Genomic DNA, 15,204 nt, shown 5'->3' with positions numbered 1-15,204 from the left:
TGACATCTTTTGCTGCGATGCTGGCTTATGACTGCAGATCCGATCAGGTAAGACTGCTGTAGGGGAGACGATGGTGGAGCCAAGCGGGCGGTGCGACGTTTCGCTCGAAGTCGCCGTGACGACGGACCGACGCGACCCCGGCGCGACCTCCTGGTGCCGGCAAGCGCTCTCCCAGCTGAGCCATGACCAAGTTCCCCGAGAGGAAATTGGTGGAGCCTAGCGGGATCGAACCGCTGACCTCCTGCGTGCAAGGCAGGCGCTCTCCCAGCTGAGCTAAGGCCCCGCTAAATGGTGGGTCTGGGCAGATTTGAACTGCCGACCTCACCCTTATCAGGGGTGCGCTCTAACCAACTGAGCTACAGACCCGGCTTCCAACCACTGGGTCCGCGACCCAAACAGTCTTTTGCTCTGGTCGATCAGGTAATTCATTGTGAGCACTTGTCGCGAGTCGGTGACGTCGTCGATAAGGAGGTGATCCAGCCGCAGGTTCCCCTACGGCTACCTTGTTACGACTTCACCCCAGTCATGAACCACACCGTGGTGATCGCCCTCCGAAGTTAGGCTAACCACTTCTGGTGCAGTCCACTCCCATGGTGTGACGGGCGGTGTGTACAAGGCCCGGGAACGTATTCACCGTGACATTCTGATTCACGATTACTAGCGATTCCGACTTCACGGAGTCGAGTTGCAGACTCCGATCCGGACTGAGAACAGCTTTATGGGATTAGCTCCACCTCGCGGCTTTGCAACCCTTTGTACCGTCCATTGTAGCACGTGTGTAGCCCTACCCGTAAGGGCCATGATGACTTGACGTCGTCCCCACCTTCCTCCGGTTTGTCACCGGCAGTCTCCTTAGAGTTCCCGCCATTACGCGCTGGCAAATAAGGACAAGGGTTGCGCTCGTTACGGGACTTAACCCAACATTTCACAACACGAGCTGACGACAGCCATGCAGCACCTGTCTGAGAGTTCCCGAAGGCACCAAGGCATCTCTGCCAAGTTCTCTCGATGTCAAGGGTAGGTAAGGTTCTTCGCGTTGCATCGAATTAAACCACATGCTCCACCGCTTGTGCGGGCCCCCGTCAATTCATTTGAGTTTTAACCTTGCGGCCGTACTCCCCAGGCGGTCGACTTATCGCGTTAACTGCGCCACAAAGGTCTCAAGGACCCCAACGGCTAGTCGACATCGTTTACGGCGTGGACTACCAGGGTATCTAATCCTGTTTGCTACCCACGCTTTCGCACCTCAGCGTCAGTGTCAGTCCAGAAGGCCGCCTTCGCCACTGGTATTCCTCCCGATCTCTACGCATTTCACCGCTACACCGGGAATTCTACCTTCCTCTCCTGCACTCTAGCCTGACAGTTCCGGATGCCGTTCCCAGGTTGAGCCCGGGGCTTTCACAACCGGCTTATCAGACCGCCTACGCGCGCTTTACGCCCAGTAATTCCGATTAACGCTCGCACCCTCCGTATTACCGCGGCTGCTGGCACGGAGTTAGCCGGTGCTTCTTCTGTGGGTGATGTCCTTCCTCGGGAGTATTAATCCCAAGGCTTTCTTCCCCACTGAAAGTGCTTTACAACCCGAGGGCCTTCTTCACACACGCGGCATGGCTGGATCAGGCTTTCGCCCATTGTCCAATATTCCCCACTGCTGCCTCCCGTAGGAGTTCGGGCCGTGTCTCAGTCCCGATGTGGCTGATCATCCTCTCAGACCAGCTACGGATCGTCGCCTTGGTGAGCCATTACCTCACCAACAAGCTAATCCGACATGGGCTCATCCGATAGCGCAAGGTCCGAAGATCCCCTGCTTTCTCCCGTAGGACGTATGCGGTATTAGCCTGGGTTTCCCCAGGTTATCCCCCACTATCGGGCAGATTCCCATGCATTACTCACCCGTCCGCCGCTCGACGCCTGGAAGCAAGCTTCCATCGTTTCCGCTCGACTTGCATGTGTTAGGCCTGCCGCCAGCGTTCAATCTGAGCCATGATCAAACTCTTCAGTTTAAGATCATATAGTGCATTAAGTGCACCAAACTTGGCTCAAGGTTCAAACGTTTCTCAAAAGACCCGAAGGTCTTGACGAGTCGCTTGCCTTGATGGTTCTGTGACTGGTCACCGAACTCATCGACAAGCGCCCACATGAATTACCTGATCGATTGTTAAAGAGCGGCTTCGAACTCTCGGGCGAACCCTGTGGAGTGAAGCGTCTCGCTGTGCTGTCGACCGGAGCAGGCTCTCTTGAGCTCTCCGCCTGTCGTCAGCGCCCTGCGAGGAAGGCGTATTCTACCGATTCGCTTCAGCGTGTCAAGCGGTGGTTGGCGATGCGCTGCATCCCGACCGATTTCTGCTGACCGCCTGCCTCATCCTGCCGAGGCGTCTGCGAATAGAGCCCTCAGCGAGCCTTGTAGACTTAGTGGCACATATTCTAGCGAATTTGCGGTGATTGTCAACTGAAAGTTTTTCGAAGCGTTTCAAAAAACTCAAACAGATCAATCACTTCTTCCACCTATTACCGCCTGCAACCTTGCTGGTCACCGGCAGCGGATGCGTACTTTACGGTTTTCCCCGGGGCCTTGCAAGCCCCTCGGGAAAAAATATAGCGGAGGATGCCGGACCCGGCCATGAACGGCGTCAAGATCATGGCCAGCCCGGTGCGATCAGAGCGTCAGCAGCCCCATGAAACGATGAACCGGCATCGCCTCGAGGGCCTGCTGGTCGCGGCATAGCGCCAGGATCCCGGCGCTGCGCGGCCGCGGGAAGCAGGTCTCCAGGTTACGACGAAACTTCTCCTCCAGTACCGGCACGCCCTCCTCGCGCCGGCGCCGATGACCGATGGGGTACTCCACGGCGACCTGGTCGGTCGAGGTGCCATCGGTGAAGAAGACCTGGATGGCATTGGCGATGGAGCGCTTCTCGGGGTCCAGGTAGTCGCGGCTGTAGCGGGGCTCCTCCACCACCTCCATCTTCGCCCGCAGGGCGTCGATTTCGGGGTGGGCCGCATGGAAGTCGTCCTCGTAGTGCTCGGCGGCCAGCTCACCGAAGAGCAGCGGCACGGCCACCATGTACTGCAGGCAGTGGTCGCGATCCGCCGGATTGGCCAGCGCCCCTTCCTTGGAGATGATGCGAATCGCCGACTCGTGGGTGGTGATAACGATGCGTTCGACCTCGTCCAGGCGCCCCTTCACTGCCGGGTGCAGGGTCACGGCGGCCTCGCAGGCGGTCTGGGCGTGGAACTCCGCCGGGAAGGAGAGCTTGAAGAGGATGTTCTCCATCACATAGCTGCCGAAGTCGCGCTGGAAGCGGAAACGCCGCTCCGCCTCGGGCTTGGTGGCGAGGTCGCGATTGGTATGGCTGAACAGCACATCGTAGAAGCCCCACTGGGGCGCGGTGAGCGCCCCGGGCACGCCCATTTCGCCGCGCAGGGCGATATCGGCCAGGCGTACCGCCCGGGAGGCAGCATCCCCGGCGGCCCAGCTCTTGCGCGAGCCGGCGTTGGGCGCATGGCGATAGGTGCGCAGGCTCTGGCCGTCGACCCAGGCATGGGAGAGCGCGGAGAGCAGCTGCTCGCGATCGGCGCCCAGCAGCCTGGCCGCCACCGCCGTGGAGGCCACCTTGACCAGCACCACATGGTCGAGCCCCACCCGGTTGAAGCTGTTCTCCAGGGCCAACACCCCCTGGATCTCGTGGGCCATGATCATCGCCTCGAGCACGTCGCGCATGACCAGCGGCGCCTCCCCTTCGGCGACCCGCCTCTGGGAGAGGTGGTCGGCCACCGCCAGTATGGCCCCCAGGTTATCCGACGGGTGGCCCCACTCGGCGGCAAGCCAGGTGTCATTGTAGTCGAGCCAGCGCACGATGCAGCCGATATCCCAGGCGGCCTTGACCGGGTCCAGGCGATAGGCGGTGCCGGGCACCCTGGCGCCGTGGGGCACCAGGGTACCCTCCACCAAGGGACCCAGGTGCTTGGTGCACTCCGGAAAGCGCAGCGCCAGCAGGCCGCAGCCCAGGGTATCCATCAGGCAGAGCCGTGCGGTGTTCCACGCCTCCGGGCTGTCGATGCGGTAGCCGAGCACATAGTCGGCGATCTTCTGCAGCTCGTCGTCGTAGTCCGGACGCACATTGGCTTCCACGGTACTCATCTCGCTCTCCTTCGGCATCGGCATTGGCTACCCCCAGTGTAGAAGAGTGTCCGCGCCATGAAGCAAGGCGCCCCCGGCCGTCTGGCCAGGGGCGCCTCTGTTCACAAGGCCTCGCCGCCAGGCGAGGACAGGCTCAAAAGCTGTCGCCGGGAATGCGCACGAAGCCCTCCATCAGCACCCGGGCGCTGCGGCTCATCACCGCCTCGTCGATCACCCAGCGCTCCTCCACCAGGCTAGCCGCAGCGCCGACGCGCAGCGAGCCTGAGGGGTGGCCGAAGGTCACGGCGTTGCGCTTGCCGCCGCCGGCAGCCAGATTGACCAGGGTGCCCTCGATGGCGGCGGCGGAGGCGATGGCCACCGCGGCGGTGCCCATCATGGCGTGATGCAGCTTGCCCATGGAGAGCGCCCGCACCAGCAGGTCGATGGACTCGGCCTGCACCTCCTTGCCGCTGGAAGAGGTGTAGCTCGCCGGCGGCGCCACGAAGGCCACCTTGGGGGTGTGCTGGCGGCTGGCCGCCTCGGCCACGTCCTTGATCAGACCCATCTTCACCGCGCCGTGGGCGCGGATCGTCTCGAAGCGCGCCAGCGCCTCGGCGTCGCCGTTGATCGCCTCCTGCAGCTCGGTGCCGGTGTAGCCGATCTCCTCCGCGTTGACGAAGACGGTGGGAATGCCAGCGTTGATCAGCGTGGCCTTGAGGGTGCCCACGCCCGGCACCTCGAGGTCATCGACCAGGTTGCCGGTGGGGAAGATCGCCCCTTCGCCGTCGGCGGGATCCTTGAAGGCCACCGGCACCTCGGCCGCCGGAAAGGTCACGCCGTCCAGCTCGAAGTCGCCGGTCTCCTGCACCTCGCCGTCGGTGATGGGTACCTGGCAGACGATGGTCTTGCCGATATTGACCTGCCAGATGCGCACCTCGACCACCCCGTTCTCGGGAATGCGCGCCGGGTCCACCAGGCCGTTGGCCACGGCAAAGGGGCCCACGGCGGCGGAGAGGTTGCCGCAGTTGCCGCTCCAGTCGACGAAGGCCTTGTCGATGGCCACCTGGCCGAAGAGGTAGTCCACGTCGTGGTCGGGGCTCTCGCTCTTCGAGAGAATCACCGTCTTGCTGGTGCTGGAGGTGGCCCCGCCCATGCCGTCGATCTGCTTCTGGTAGGGGTCGGGGCTGCCGATCACCCGCATCAGCAGGCGGTCGCGGGCCTCACCGGGCACCTGCGCCGCCTCGGGGAGGTCATCCAGCCGGAAAAAGACGCCCTTGCTGGTGCCACCGCGCATATAGGTGGCGGGAATACGAATCTGGGGAACGTGAGCCATTAAGGTCGCTTCCTTGATAGGTAAGGGGGTAAAGATCGACCCGGGCCTTGCGGCGCCGGGTCGATGGGGCTCTACATCATCAGGCGTTTGCCCGGCCTCAGCTTGTCGCGTCAGCCGTGGACTCCAGGAAGTCCTTGGCGAAACGCTGCAGCACACCGCCGGCGGAGTAGACGGTGACCTCTTCCGCGGTATCCAGGCGGCAGGTCACCGGCACCCGGTCGACCTCGCCGGTCTTGCGGTGGATAACAAGCGTCAGCGTCGCACCCGGCTCCGCCTTGCCTTCCACGTCGTAGGTCTCGGTGCCGTCGAGCTGCAGGGTGTGGCGAGTAGTGCCCTCCTGGAGCTGCAGCGGCATCACGCCCATGCCGATCAGGTTGGTGCGGTGGATACGCTCGAAGCCCTCGGCCACGATCGCCTCGACCCCGGCCAGCGCCACGCCCTTGGCCGCCCAGTCCCGGGACGAGCCCTGGCCGTAGTCGGCGCCGGCGATGATGATCAGCGGCTGCTTGCGGTTCATGTAGGTCTCGATGGCCTCCCACATGCGCATCACCTCGCCTTCCGGCTCGACCCGCGCCAGCGAGCCCTGCACCACCTCGCCGTTATCGTCACGCACCATCTCGTTGAAGAGCTTGGGGTTGGCAAGGGTTGCCCGCTGGGCGGTGAGGTGGTCGCCGCGGTGGGTGGCGTAGGAGTTGAAGTCCTCCTCCGGCAGGCCCATCTTGTGCAGGTATTCGCCCGCCGCGCTGTCCATCATGATGGCATTGGAGGGCGACAGGTGGTCGGTGGTGATGTTGTCCGGCAGGATCGCCAGGGGGCGCATGCCCTTGAGCTCCCGCGCAGCCGCCATGGTGCCCTCCCAGTAGGGCGGACGGCGAATATAGGTGCTCTGGGGGCGCCAGTCGTAGAGCGGGCTCTCGGCCTTGTCCGCGGCGTCCAGGTCGAACATCGGAATGTAGACCTGCTTGAACTGCTCCGGCTTCACATACTCGCCGACGATGGCATCGATCTCTTCGTCGGAGGGCCAGAGGTCCTTGAGGGTGACCGGGTTGCCGTCCTTGTCGGTGCCGAGCACATCCTTCTCGATATCGAAGCGCACGGTACCGGCGATGGCGTAGGCCACCACCAGCGCCGGCGAGGCCAGGAAAGCCTGCTTGGCATAGGGGTGGATGCGGCCGTCGAAGTTGCGGTTGCCGGAAAGCACGGCGGTGGCGTAGAGGTCGCGGTCGATGATCTCCTGCTGGATCTTGGGGTCCAGCGCACCGGACATGCCGTTGCAGGTGGTGCAGGCGTAGGCGACGATGCCGAAGCCGAGCTTCTCGAGCTCAGGCAGCAGGCCGGCCTCTTCCAGGTAGAGCCGTGCGACCTTGGAACCCGGCGCGAAGGAGGACTTCACCCAGGGCTTGCGGACCAGACCGAGCTCGTTGGCCTTCTTGGCCAAGAGGCCCGCCCCCACCACGTTGCGCGGGTTGGAGGTGTTGGTGCAGCTGGTGATGGCGGCGATGATCACCGCGCCATCGGGCATCCTGCCTTCCTTCTCCTCCGCCTGGGCCTTCTCGTAGTTCACGGCGATGCCGCGCTCGGCGAGCTCGCCGGTGGGCAGGCGGCGGTGCGGGTTGGAGGGGCCGGCCAGGTTGCGCTCGACGCTGGAAAGGTCGAAGGTCAGCACCCGCTCATACTGGGCATTGGTCAGGCTGTCGGCCCACAAGCCGGTCTCTTTGGCGTACTTCTCCACCAGCTCCACCTGCTCCGGCTCGCGGCCGGTGAGCGTCAGGTAGTCGATGGTCTGCTCGTCGATGTAGAACATCGCCGCGGTGGCGCCATACTCCGGGGTCATGTTGGAGATGGTGGCACGGTCGCCGATGGTGAGGCTCTTGGCGCCCTCGCCGAAGAACTCCAGATAGGCGCCGACCACGCGCTCGCGGCGCAAAAACTCGGTGATCGCCAGCACGATATCGGTGGCGGTGATGCCGGGCTTGGGCTTGCCGGTCAGCTCCACGCCAACGATGTCGGGCAGGCGCATCATGGAGGGGCGGCCCAGCATCACGGTCTCGGCTTCGAGGCCACCGACGCCGATGGCGATGACGCCCAGGCAGTCGATGTGCGGGGTGTGGCTGTCGGTGCCCACGCAGGTGTCGGGGAAGGCCACGCCGTCGCGCGCCTGGACCACCGGCGACATCTTCTCCAGGTTGATCTGGTGCATGATGCCGTTGCCGGCGGGGATGACGTCGACGTTCTCGAAGGCGGTCTTGGTCCACTCGATGAAGTGGAAGCGATCCTCGTTGCGACGATCCTCGATGGCGCGGTTCTTCTCGAAGGCGTCCGGCTCGTAGCCGGCGTGTTCCACGGCCAGGGAGTGGTCGACGATCAGCTGGGTCGGCACCACCGGGTTGACCTTGGCGGGGTCGCCGCCCTGCTCGGCGATGGCGTCGCGCAGGCCGGCCAGGTCGACCAGCGCGGTCTGGCCAAGAATGTCGTGACACACCACCCGGGCCGGGTACCAGGGAAAGTCCATGTCCCGACGGCGCTCGATCAGCTGCTTCAGGGCGTCGGTGAGCTGCTCTGGCTCGCAGCGACGCACCAGCTGCTCGGCGAGCACCCGGGAGGTGTAGGGAAGAGTGTCGTAGGCACCGGGCTGGATCGCCTCGACGGCCGCACGCACGTCGAAATAGTCCAGCTCGGTGCCGGGAAGCGGTTTACGGTATTCGGTATTCATGGCGTCGAAAATCTCTTGCTGACGGCTGGGCGAGGCGAGGAGAGTGCAGGGGAAGCGGCCCCGAAGGGCCGCCCCGCTGGGGTGCGTGGCGAAGAACGCCTGTCGATCAGTCGCGCTGCTCGATGGGCACCCACTCGCTCTTCTCCGGGCCAACGTAGTCGGCGCTCGGGCGAATGATGCGGTTGTTGGCGCGCTGCTCGAAGACATGGGCCGCCCAGCCGGTCACCCGCGACATCACGAAGATGGGCGTGAACAGCTTGGTGGGGATATCCATGAAGTGATAGGCGCTGGCGTGGAAGAAGTCGGCGTTGCAGAACAGCTTCTTCTCGCGCCACATCACCGCCTCGACGCGCTCGGAAACCGGATAGAGCACGGTGTCGCCCACGTCCTCGGCCAGCTTCTTCGACCACTCCTTGATGATGGCGTTGCGCGGGTCGGACTCGCGATAGATCGCGTGGCCGAAGCCCATGATCTTCTCCTTGCGCTCGAGCATGCCCATGATCTTCTGCTCGGCCTCTTCGGCGGAGGTCCAGTTCTCGATCATCTCCATGGCCGCCTCGTTGGCGCCGCCGTGCAGCGGCCCGCGCAGGGAGCCGATGGCGCCGGTCACGCAGGAGTGCATGTCGGAGAGGGTCGAGGCGCAGACCCGCGCGGTGAAGGTCGAGGCGTTGAACTCGTGCTCGGCGTAGAGGATCAGCGAGACGTTCATGACACGGGCGTGGAGCTCGGAGGCCGGCTCGCCGCGCAGCATGTGCAGGAAGTGGCCGCCGATGGACTCGTCATCGGTCTCGGTCTCGATACGCACGCCGTCGTGGCTGAAGCGGTACCAGTAGCAGATGATGGAGGGCAGCACGGCCAGCAGGCGGTCGGAGACGTCCTGCTGCTCGTCGAAGCTCTGCTCGGTCTCCAGGTTGCCCAGCATGGAGGCGCCGGTGCGCATCACGTCCATGGGGTGGGCATCCTTGGGGATCTGCTCGAGCACGGTCTTGAGCGCCGCGGGCAGGCCGCGCAGGCCCTTGAGCTTGGCGATGTAGGCGTCGAGCTCGGCCTGGTTGGGCAGCTTGCCCTTGAGCAGCAGGTAGGCCACCTCCTCGAACTTCGCCTTCTCCGCCAGCTCCTTGATGTCGAAGCCACGGTAGGTCAGGCCGGAGCCGGTCTTGCCCACGGTGCACAGGGCGGTAGTACCTGCACTCTGGCCACGCAGGCCGGCGCCGCCGATGGGTTTATCTGCCATGATCTCTCTCCTCTTGAAGGTATCCGTAATAGCGTAGGGGGGCGCGCCTCAGGCGTCGCCGCCCTTCTCGGCGAAGAGCGCATCGAGCTTCTGCTCGAAGCTGTGGTAGTTCAGGAAGTCGTAGAGCTCGTCGCGGGTCTGCATCAGCTCCACCACGTCGCGCTGGTGGCCGTTGGCGTGGATGCTCTGGTAGACCTTGAGCGCCGCGGCGTTCATGGCCCGGAAGGCGGAGAGCGGGTAGAGCACCATGCGGCAGCCCACCTCGCCCAGCTCCTGCTGTGAGAACAGCGGCGTGGCGCCGAACTCGGTGATATTGGCCAGGATCGGCGCGTCAACGCGCTCGCAGAACGCCTTGTAGTCGTCCAGGGTGTGCACCGCCTCGGCGAAGATGGCGTCGGCGCCGGCCGCGATGCAGGCCTGGGCACGCTCGATGGCGGCATCCAGCCCGTCCTTCTGGAAGGCGTCGGTGCGGGCGATCAGGTAGAAGTCAGGATCGATGCGGGCATCGGCGGCGGCCTTGACACGGTCGACCATCTCCTGCTGGGAGACGATGGCCTTGTTGGGGCGGTGGCCGCAGCGCTTCTGGGCGACCTGGTCTTCGATGTGCACGGCGGCCACGCCCGCACGCTGCATCTCCTTGACGGTGCGGGCGATATTGAAGGCGCCGCCCCAGCCGGTGTCGATATCCACCAGCAGCGGCAGGTCGGTAGCGCCGCAGATGCGGTGGGCGTCCTCGACCACGTCGTTCATGGTGGTCATGCCGAGGTCCGGCAGGCCGAAGGAGGCGTTGGCCACGCCGCCGCCGGAGAGATAGATCGCCTGGTGGCCGACGCGCTGGGCCATCATGGCGGTGTAGGCATTGATGGTGCCGACGATGGACAGCGGGCGGTTGGCCTCGAGGGCGGCACGGAAGCGGGCGCCGGGAGTCTGCTGGGTCATGGGGTCTCTCCTGTGGTGTTCGGGCCTGAAAGGGTCGGTTCGGGTCAGGATGTCGTCTCGGCCTGCTGGCGCAGCGTGGCCGCATAGCGGTCGACGACATTGGCCCGCGAGGCGCTGACGTGGCGGCGCATCAGCAGCTCGGCCAGCTCGGCATCGCCGGCCTCGATGGCGTCAACGATCCGGTGATGCTCGACGAAGGCGCGCTGGGGACGCGAGCCGCTGGCGCTGAACTGGGTGCGGTAGAGCCGCACCAGGTAATAAAGGTCATCGCAGAGCATGTTCACCAGCATGCGGTTATGGCTGCCCTGGACGATACGGTAGTGGAAGTCCAGGTCGCCCTCGCGCTGGAAGTAGGCCTCGCCCTTCCTGAGGTCGGCCTGGCCTTCATGCATGGCCAGCAGCTTGCGCAGCCCGGCGATCTCCTCGGCGGTCATGTGCTTCGCCGCCAGTCGCGCCGCCATGCTCTCCAGGGCCTCGCGCACGTCGAACAGCTCCAGCAGCTCCTGCATGGAGAGCTTGACCACCCGCGCGCCCACATGGGGAACCCGTTCGATCAGGCGGTGCGCCTCCAGGCGACGCATCGCTTCGCGCAGCGGCCCGCGGGAGATCCCGTAGGTCCGGGAGAGGCCCGGCTCGGTGATCTTGCTGCCCGGGGCCAGCTCGCCGCGTACGATCGCATCCTGGAGCTGCTGGAAGACGCGCTCCGCCAGGGTGCGCACTTCCGGGATCGACGTTTCGGTTTCGGCTGAGTTCATGGCAATTGTCGACAATCATTTGGTGAAGAGAGAGTAGCCACTCCCCATAATGGGGTCAATACGCAGAAACGCCCAGCCTATCCCCCTTTGGTTGTAGACAACCCGGCGAACGCTTCTGCAGATGTCGACAATATCATGGCCGGCGCCTCGGCTCTCCTGAGGACAATCGCCCCGGCGGGGCCTAGAATGGTCCGCCTGTTTTCGCAAGGCCCGGTCATGAACGCACCCCTTCAGATCACTCCCCTGCCCTACCATGAGACGCCCCTGCCGCGCTTCTCCCGCCTGCGCCAGCGGCCCGGCGCGGTGCTGCTGGACAGCGGCCGCCCGGAGGCGCCCGGCGGGCGCTTCGACATTCTCTCCAGCGACCCCCTGGTGACCCTGGAGATCGATGAGCGGGGCGCCGTCACCGGCGCCCCCGAGCTGGCCGGGCTCTCCCCCTTCGCCGCCCAGCAGGCGCTGCTCGACCGCCTGCCCCTGGCCAGCCAGGAAAGCGAGCTGCCCTTCCTCGGGGGGCTGATCGGCTACTGGAGCTATGATCTGGGCCGGCTGCTGGAGCCGGTGGGCAAGCGCGCCCGGCCGGCGGTGTCGCTGCCGGCGAGCCGCGTCGGCCTCTACGACTGGGCGCTGATCCAGGATCATGACCGCCGCGAGGCCTGGCTGGTCGCTACCGCCGAGCGGCGGCGCCAGGTACTCGACTGGCTGGCGGCCTCTATCCCCGCCAGCCGCGAGTTTCGGCTCAGCGCCCCCTTCGCCGGCGAGCTCTCCCGGGAGGCCTACCTGGAGCGGTTCGCGGCGGTACAGCGCTATATCCGCGCCGGCGACTGCTACCAGATCAACCTCGCCCAGCGCTTCAGCGCCCCCTATGCCGGCGATCTCTGGGACGCCTACCGGCACCTGCGAAGCGCCACGCCCACCCCCTATGCCGGCTACATGAGCTGGCCAGGCCCCCAGGGGGAGCAGGCGCTCCTCTCGCTCTCGCCGGAGCGCTTCCTCGAGTGCCGCGACGGCCAGGTGGAGACACGCCCCATCAAGGGCACTCGCCCCCGAGGGGCCTCCCCCGTCGAGGACCAGGCCCTGGCCGACGAGCTCGCCGCCAGCCTCAAGGACCGCGCCGAGAACGTGATGATCGTCGACCTGCTGCGCAACGACCTGGGGCGCGTCTGCCGTCCGGGCAGCGTCCGGGTTCCCAAGCTCTGCGGCCTGGAGCACTATGCCAACGTCCACCACCTGGTCAGCGTGGTCACCGGTGAGCTGGCCCCGGGGCGCACGCCCCTGGAGCTGCTCGCCGCCGCCTTTCCCGGCGGCTCCATCACCGGCGCCCCCAAGGTTCGCGCCATGCAGATCATCGAGGAGCTGGAGCCGAGCCGGCGCAGCGCCTACTGCGGCAGCCTCGGCTATGTGGATGTGCGCGGCCGCATGGACACCTCCATCGCCATCCGCACCGCAGTGGCCGATGCCGGCCGGCTTCACCTCTGGGGCGGCGGCGGCCTGGTGGCCGATTCCGAGGGCGAGGCAGAGCATCAGGAGACCCTGGACAAGATCGGCCACCTGATGGCGGCGCTGGCCGACTGCTCGTGCGAGGAGTGAGGCATATAAACCCAAGAAATCGGTATTGGGGGCCAGCCCCGTGCGCTTGGTAGGGTAGCGGCCAGCGACTTCATGATGGAGGCCCCATGCCGAGCTTCGACCCCAACCGTTTCGTGCTGGAGCACGACCGGGACACCCCCAAGGAGATCCTGCGCGCCGCCTATCAGGCCTTCGGCGAGCTGACGTTCTCCTTCTCCGGCGCCGAAGACGTGGTGCTGATCGACCTGGCGCTCAAGGTGGCGCCAAAGGAGGCCGTGCACGTCTTCGCCCTGGATACCGGCCGCCTGCATCCGGAGACCTACGCCTTTATCGAGCGGGTGCGCGAGCACTACGGCATCGCCATCGACGTGCGCTTTCCCGACCCCGAGGCGGTGCAGGCCCTGGTCCAGGCCAAGGGCCTGTTCAGCTTCTTCCGGGATGGCCACCAGGAGTGCTGCGGCATCCGCAAGGTGGCACCGCTGCGGGCGCGCCTGGCGGACCTGCCGATGTGGGTCACCGGCCAGCGCCGGGACCAGAGCCCCGGCACCCGCTCCAGCCTGCAGATCGCCGAGCGTGATCTCGCCTTCGGCAGCGAGGAGAGCCCCCTCTACAAGCTCAACCCCCTGACCCACTGGTCGAGCGAGGAGGTGTGGAGCTACATCCGCATGTTCGACGTCCCCTACAACCCGCTGCATGAGCGCGGCTTCGTCAGCATCGGCTGCGAGCCCTGCACCCGTCCCACCCTGCCCGGCCAGCACGAGCGCGAGGGACGCTGGTGGTGGGAGGAGCAGGCCGGCAAGGAGTGCGGCCTGCACGCCACCAACCTGCCTGGCGCCTCGCCGCAGGCTACCCGCCCGGCGTGATCGGGACGACGCTCCCTTAACGTAGAAGGGCGCCCCTGAGGGCGCCCTTCGGCGTTTCGGCCCCCGCGGCGGGAGGCCGGTATCGAACGCGGCTAGCGCACCGGCAGCTCGATCTTCTCGAAGAGCGGCGCCTCGTGGCGGGGCCCCGCCGCCAGGGCGGCGTCTACCAGCTCCCGCTCCAGGTGCGGCGCAAAGCCCCTGAGGAAGTCGTACATGTAGCCGCGCATGAAGGTGCCGCGGCGGATGCCGATCTTGGTCGTGGAGCTCTCGAAGAGATGCCCGGCGTCCAGCGCCACCAGGTCGCCGTCCTGCTCCGGGTCCACCGCCATATGGGCGACGATGCCTACCCCCATGCCCAGGCGCACATAGGTCTTGATCACGTCGGCATCTGAGGCGGTCAGCACCACGTTGGGCTCGAGCCCACGGGCGCGGAAGGCCTCGTCGAGCTGGGAGCGGCCGGTGAAGCCGAACACATAGGTGACCAGCGGATGGCGCGCCAGGGCCTCGAGGGTCAACGTCGGCTCATCGGCCAGGGGGTGCCCCTGGGGCACCAGGATGCAGCGGTTCCAGCGGTAGCAGGGCAGCAGCACCAGGTCGTTGAAGAGCTCCAGGGACTCGGTGGCGATGGCAAAGTCCGCCTGGCCGTCGCTGACCATCTGAGCGATCTGCTTGGGGGTGCCCTGCTGCATATGCAGGGCCACATCCGGGTAGCGGCGGGTAAAGTCGCGAATCACCGGCGGCAGCGCATAGCGCGCCTGGGTGTGGGTGGTGGCGATGGCGAGGCTGCCGCGGCGCTCGTCGCTGAACTCCTGGGCCACCTCCTTGATGTTCTCGGTCAGGCGCAGCACCTCGCCGGCCAGCTCGACGATGGCCTGACCTGCCGGCGTGACCCGGGTCAGGTGTTTGCCGCTGCGGGCAAAGATCTCCACGCCGAGCTCATCCTCCAGCAGGCGGATCTGCTTGGAGATTCCCGGCTGGGAGGTGTAGAGGCTCTGAGCGGTGGCCGAGACGTTGAGGTTGTGGCGGGTCACTTCCCAGATATAGCGCAGCTGCTGCAGCTTCATGGCGGCAAACTCCCTGGCAGCCGCCCCGTGACGGGCGCCGGCAATGCCAAACAGAAATAAGAAACAGGTTACTAAGCTCTTTAGAGTATATACAAGAGAGGGGCGGATCGGCCAGTGCCCCCAAGGCGCCATTTGCCAGCGCCGCGGCCGACCGCTAACATCGTCCGGCCAGGCGTGCCCGAGGCACGCCATGAATACGCTCGATGCAGCGCAACGAAACTGGAGAACCCCATGGCCAACAACGTCGATGTCACCAATGCCAACTTCGAGCAGGAAGTCCTCAAGGCCGACACCCCGGTTCTGCTCAAGTTCTGGGCGCCCTGGTGCGGTCCCTGCAAGGTGATGGCGCCGGTGGTCGACGAGGTCGCCGAAGAGCGCAACGGCAACCTCAAGGTCGTCAGCATCAACGTGGACGATGCCCCGGAGATCGCCGCCGAACAGGGCGTGCGCGGTGTTCCCACCGTCATGCTGTTCAAGTCCGGCACCAAGGTCGCCTCCCTGGTGGGCGCCCAGTCCAAGTCCCAGCTGACGCAGTTCATCGACCAGAACGCCTGATCGCGGCGCTCACTCCTGCGAAACGCCCCGGCCAATGGCCGGGGCGTTGTCGTTTACAGAACATC

At 65.5% G+C, this 15,204-nt stretch carries 10 protein-coding genes, 2 tRNA genes and 1 rRNA gene; 3 read left to right on the top strand and 10 right to left on the bottom strand.

From position 1 onward, the window contains the following. Nucleotides 1-207: 207 nt before the first annotated feature. From NHL60_RS06710 to NHL60_RS06670, 9 genes are all read right to left on the bottom strand, one after another. Nucleotides 208-283 (bottom strand) — tRNA-Ala (locus NHL60_RS06710). Between the two features lie 6 nt (nucleotides 284-289). Next, nucleotides 290-366: transfer RNA gene (locus tag NHL60_RS06705), tRNA-Ile, on the bottom strand. 98 nt (nucleotides 367-464) lie between these two features. Beyond that, nucleotides 465-2,003: ribosomal RNA gene (locus tag NHL60_RS06700) — 16S ribosomal RNA — on the bottom strand. A gap of 653 nt (nucleotides 2,004-2,656) precedes the next feature. Next, entirely contained in the window at nucleotides 2,657-4,138 is a 1,482-nt protein-coding gene (locus NHL60_RS06695) for a bifunctional 2-methylcitrate dehydratase/aconitate hydratase (RefSeq protein ID WP_253450536.1), read from the bottom strand. Between the two features lie 133 nt (nucleotides 4,139-4,271). Continuing rightward, entirely contained in the window at nucleotides 4,272-5,450 is a 1,179-nt protein-coding gene (gene prpF, locus NHL60_RS06690; RefSeq protein WP_253450533.1) for a 2-methylaconitate cis-trans isomerase PrpF, read from the bottom strand. A 97-nt stretch (nucleotides 5,451-5,547) separates the two neighbouring features. After that, nucleotides 5,548-8,163: a Fe/S-dependent 2-methylisocitrate dehydratase AcnD gene (gene acnD, locus NHL60_RS06685; RefSeq protein ID WP_253450530.1), complete on the bottom strand. Its 2,616-nt coding sequence runs from the start codon at nucleotides 8,161-8,163 to the stop codon at nucleotides 5,548-5,550. Nucleotides 8,164-8,269: 106 nt separating this feature from the next. Then, nucleotides 8,270-9,397, bottom strand: a complete 1,128-nt coding sequence (prpC, locus tag NHL60_RS06680) for a 2-methylcitrate synthase (RefSeq protein ID WP_253450527.1) — start codon at nucleotides 9,395-9,397, stop codon at nucleotides 8,270-8,272. A gap of 48 nt (nucleotides 9,398-9,445) precedes the next feature. Next, complete coding sequence (prpB, locus tag NHL60_RS06675; RefSeq protein WP_253450524.1) at nucleotides 9,446-10,336, bottom strand: methylisocitrate lyase; 891 nt, start codon at nucleotides 10,334-10,336, stop codon at nucleotides 9,446-9,448. Nucleotides 10,337-10,380: 44 nt separating this feature from the next. Beyond that, nucleotides 10,381-11,091 (bottom strand): GntR family transcriptional regulator, encoded by a 711-nt coding sequence (locus NHL60_RS06670; RefSeq protein WP_253450521.1) that lies wholly within the window; start codon nucleotides 11,089-11,091, stop codon nucleotides 10,381-10,383. Between the two features lie 216 nt (nucleotides 11,092-11,307). On the opposite strand from NHL60_RS06670, the gene pabB reads away from it, so the two are divergent. Then, nucleotides 11,308-12,678, top strand: coding sequence for an aminodeoxychorismate synthase component I (gene pabB, locus NHL60_RS06665; RefSeq protein ID WP_253450517.1), 1,371 nt, complete (start codon nucleotides 11,308-11,310; stop codon nucleotides 12,676-12,678). 86 nt (nucleotides 12,679-12,764) lie between these two features. After that, on the top strand, nucleotides 12,765-13,520 hold the full coding sequence (locus NHL60_RS06660; RefSeq protein ID WP_253450514.1) for a phosphoadenylyl-sulfate reductase: 756 nt from the start codon (nucleotides 12,765-12,767) through the stop codon (nucleotides 13,518-13,520). 92 nt (nucleotides 13,521-13,612) lie between these two features. Here the strand turns inward: NHL60_RS06660 and cysB are convergent, their stop codons facing one another. Then, on the bottom strand, nucleotides 13,613-14,584 hold the full coding sequence (cysB, locus tag NHL60_RS06655; RefSeq protein ID WP_253450512.1) for an HTH-type transcriptional regulator CysB: 972 nt from the start codon (nucleotides 14,582-14,584) through the stop codon (nucleotides 13,613-13,615). Nucleotides 14,585-14,815: 231 nt separating this feature from the next. On the opposite strand from cysB, the gene trxA reads away from it, so the two are divergent. Further along, nucleotides 14,816-15,139: a thioredoxin gene (trxA, locus tag NHL60_RS06650; RefSeq protein WP_253450509.1), complete on the top strand. Its 324-nt coding sequence runs from the start codon at nucleotides 14,816-14,818 to the stop codon at nucleotides 15,137-15,139. Nucleotides 15,140-15,204 lie beyond the last annotated feature (65 nt).

It is taken from the genome of Halomonas sp. Y3, from assembly GCF_024137965.1.
GTDB lineage: Bacteria > Pseudomonadota > Gammaproteobacteria > Pseudomonadales > Halomonadaceae > Halomonas > Halomonas mongoliensis.
Note: the sequence above shows the minus strand (reverse complement) of the source record. Positions and strands in the feature narration are given on the sequence as shown.

Bases quoted from the DNA above. Each gene is read 5' to 3' on its own strand.
- NHL60_RS06660 (WP_253450514.1), top strand. From the start codon at position 12,765: ATGCCGAGCTTCGACCCCAACCGTTTCGTGCTGGAGCACGACCGGGAC.
- trxA (WP_253450509.1), top strand. From the start codon at position 14,816: ATGGCCAACAACGTCGATGTCACCAATGCCAACTTCGAGCAGGAAGTC.
- NHL60_RS06695 (WP_253450536.1), bottom strand. From the start codon at position 4,138: ATGAGTACCGTGGAAGCCAATGTGCGTCCGGACTACGACGACGAGCTG.
- prpB (WP_253450524.1), bottom strand. From the start codon at position 10,336: ATGACCCAGCAGACTCCCGGCGCCCGCTTCCGTGCCGCCCTCGAGGCC.
- prpF (WP_253450533.1), bottom strand. From the start codon at position 5,450: ATGGCTCACGTTCCCCAGATTCGTATTCCCGCCACCTATATGCGCGGT.
- prpC (WP_253450527.1), bottom strand. From the start codon at position 9,397: ATGGCAGATAAACCCATCGGCGGCGCCGGCCTGCGTGGCCAGAGTGCA.
- pabB (WP_253450517.1), top strand. From the start codon at position 11,308: ATGAACGCACCCCTTCAGATCACTCCCCTGCCCTACCATGAGACGCCC.
- acnD (WP_253450530.1), bottom strand. From the start codon at position 8,163: ATGAATACCGAATACCGTAAACCGCTTCCCGGCACCGAGCTGGACTAT.
- NHL60_RS06670 (WP_253450521.1), bottom strand. From the start codon at position 11,091: ATGAACTCAGCCGAAACCGAAACGTCGATCCCGGAAGTGCGCACCCTG.
- cysB (WP_253450512.1), bottom strand. From the start codon at position 14,584: ATGAAGCTGCAGCAGCTGCGCTATATCTGGGAAGTGACCCGCCACAAC.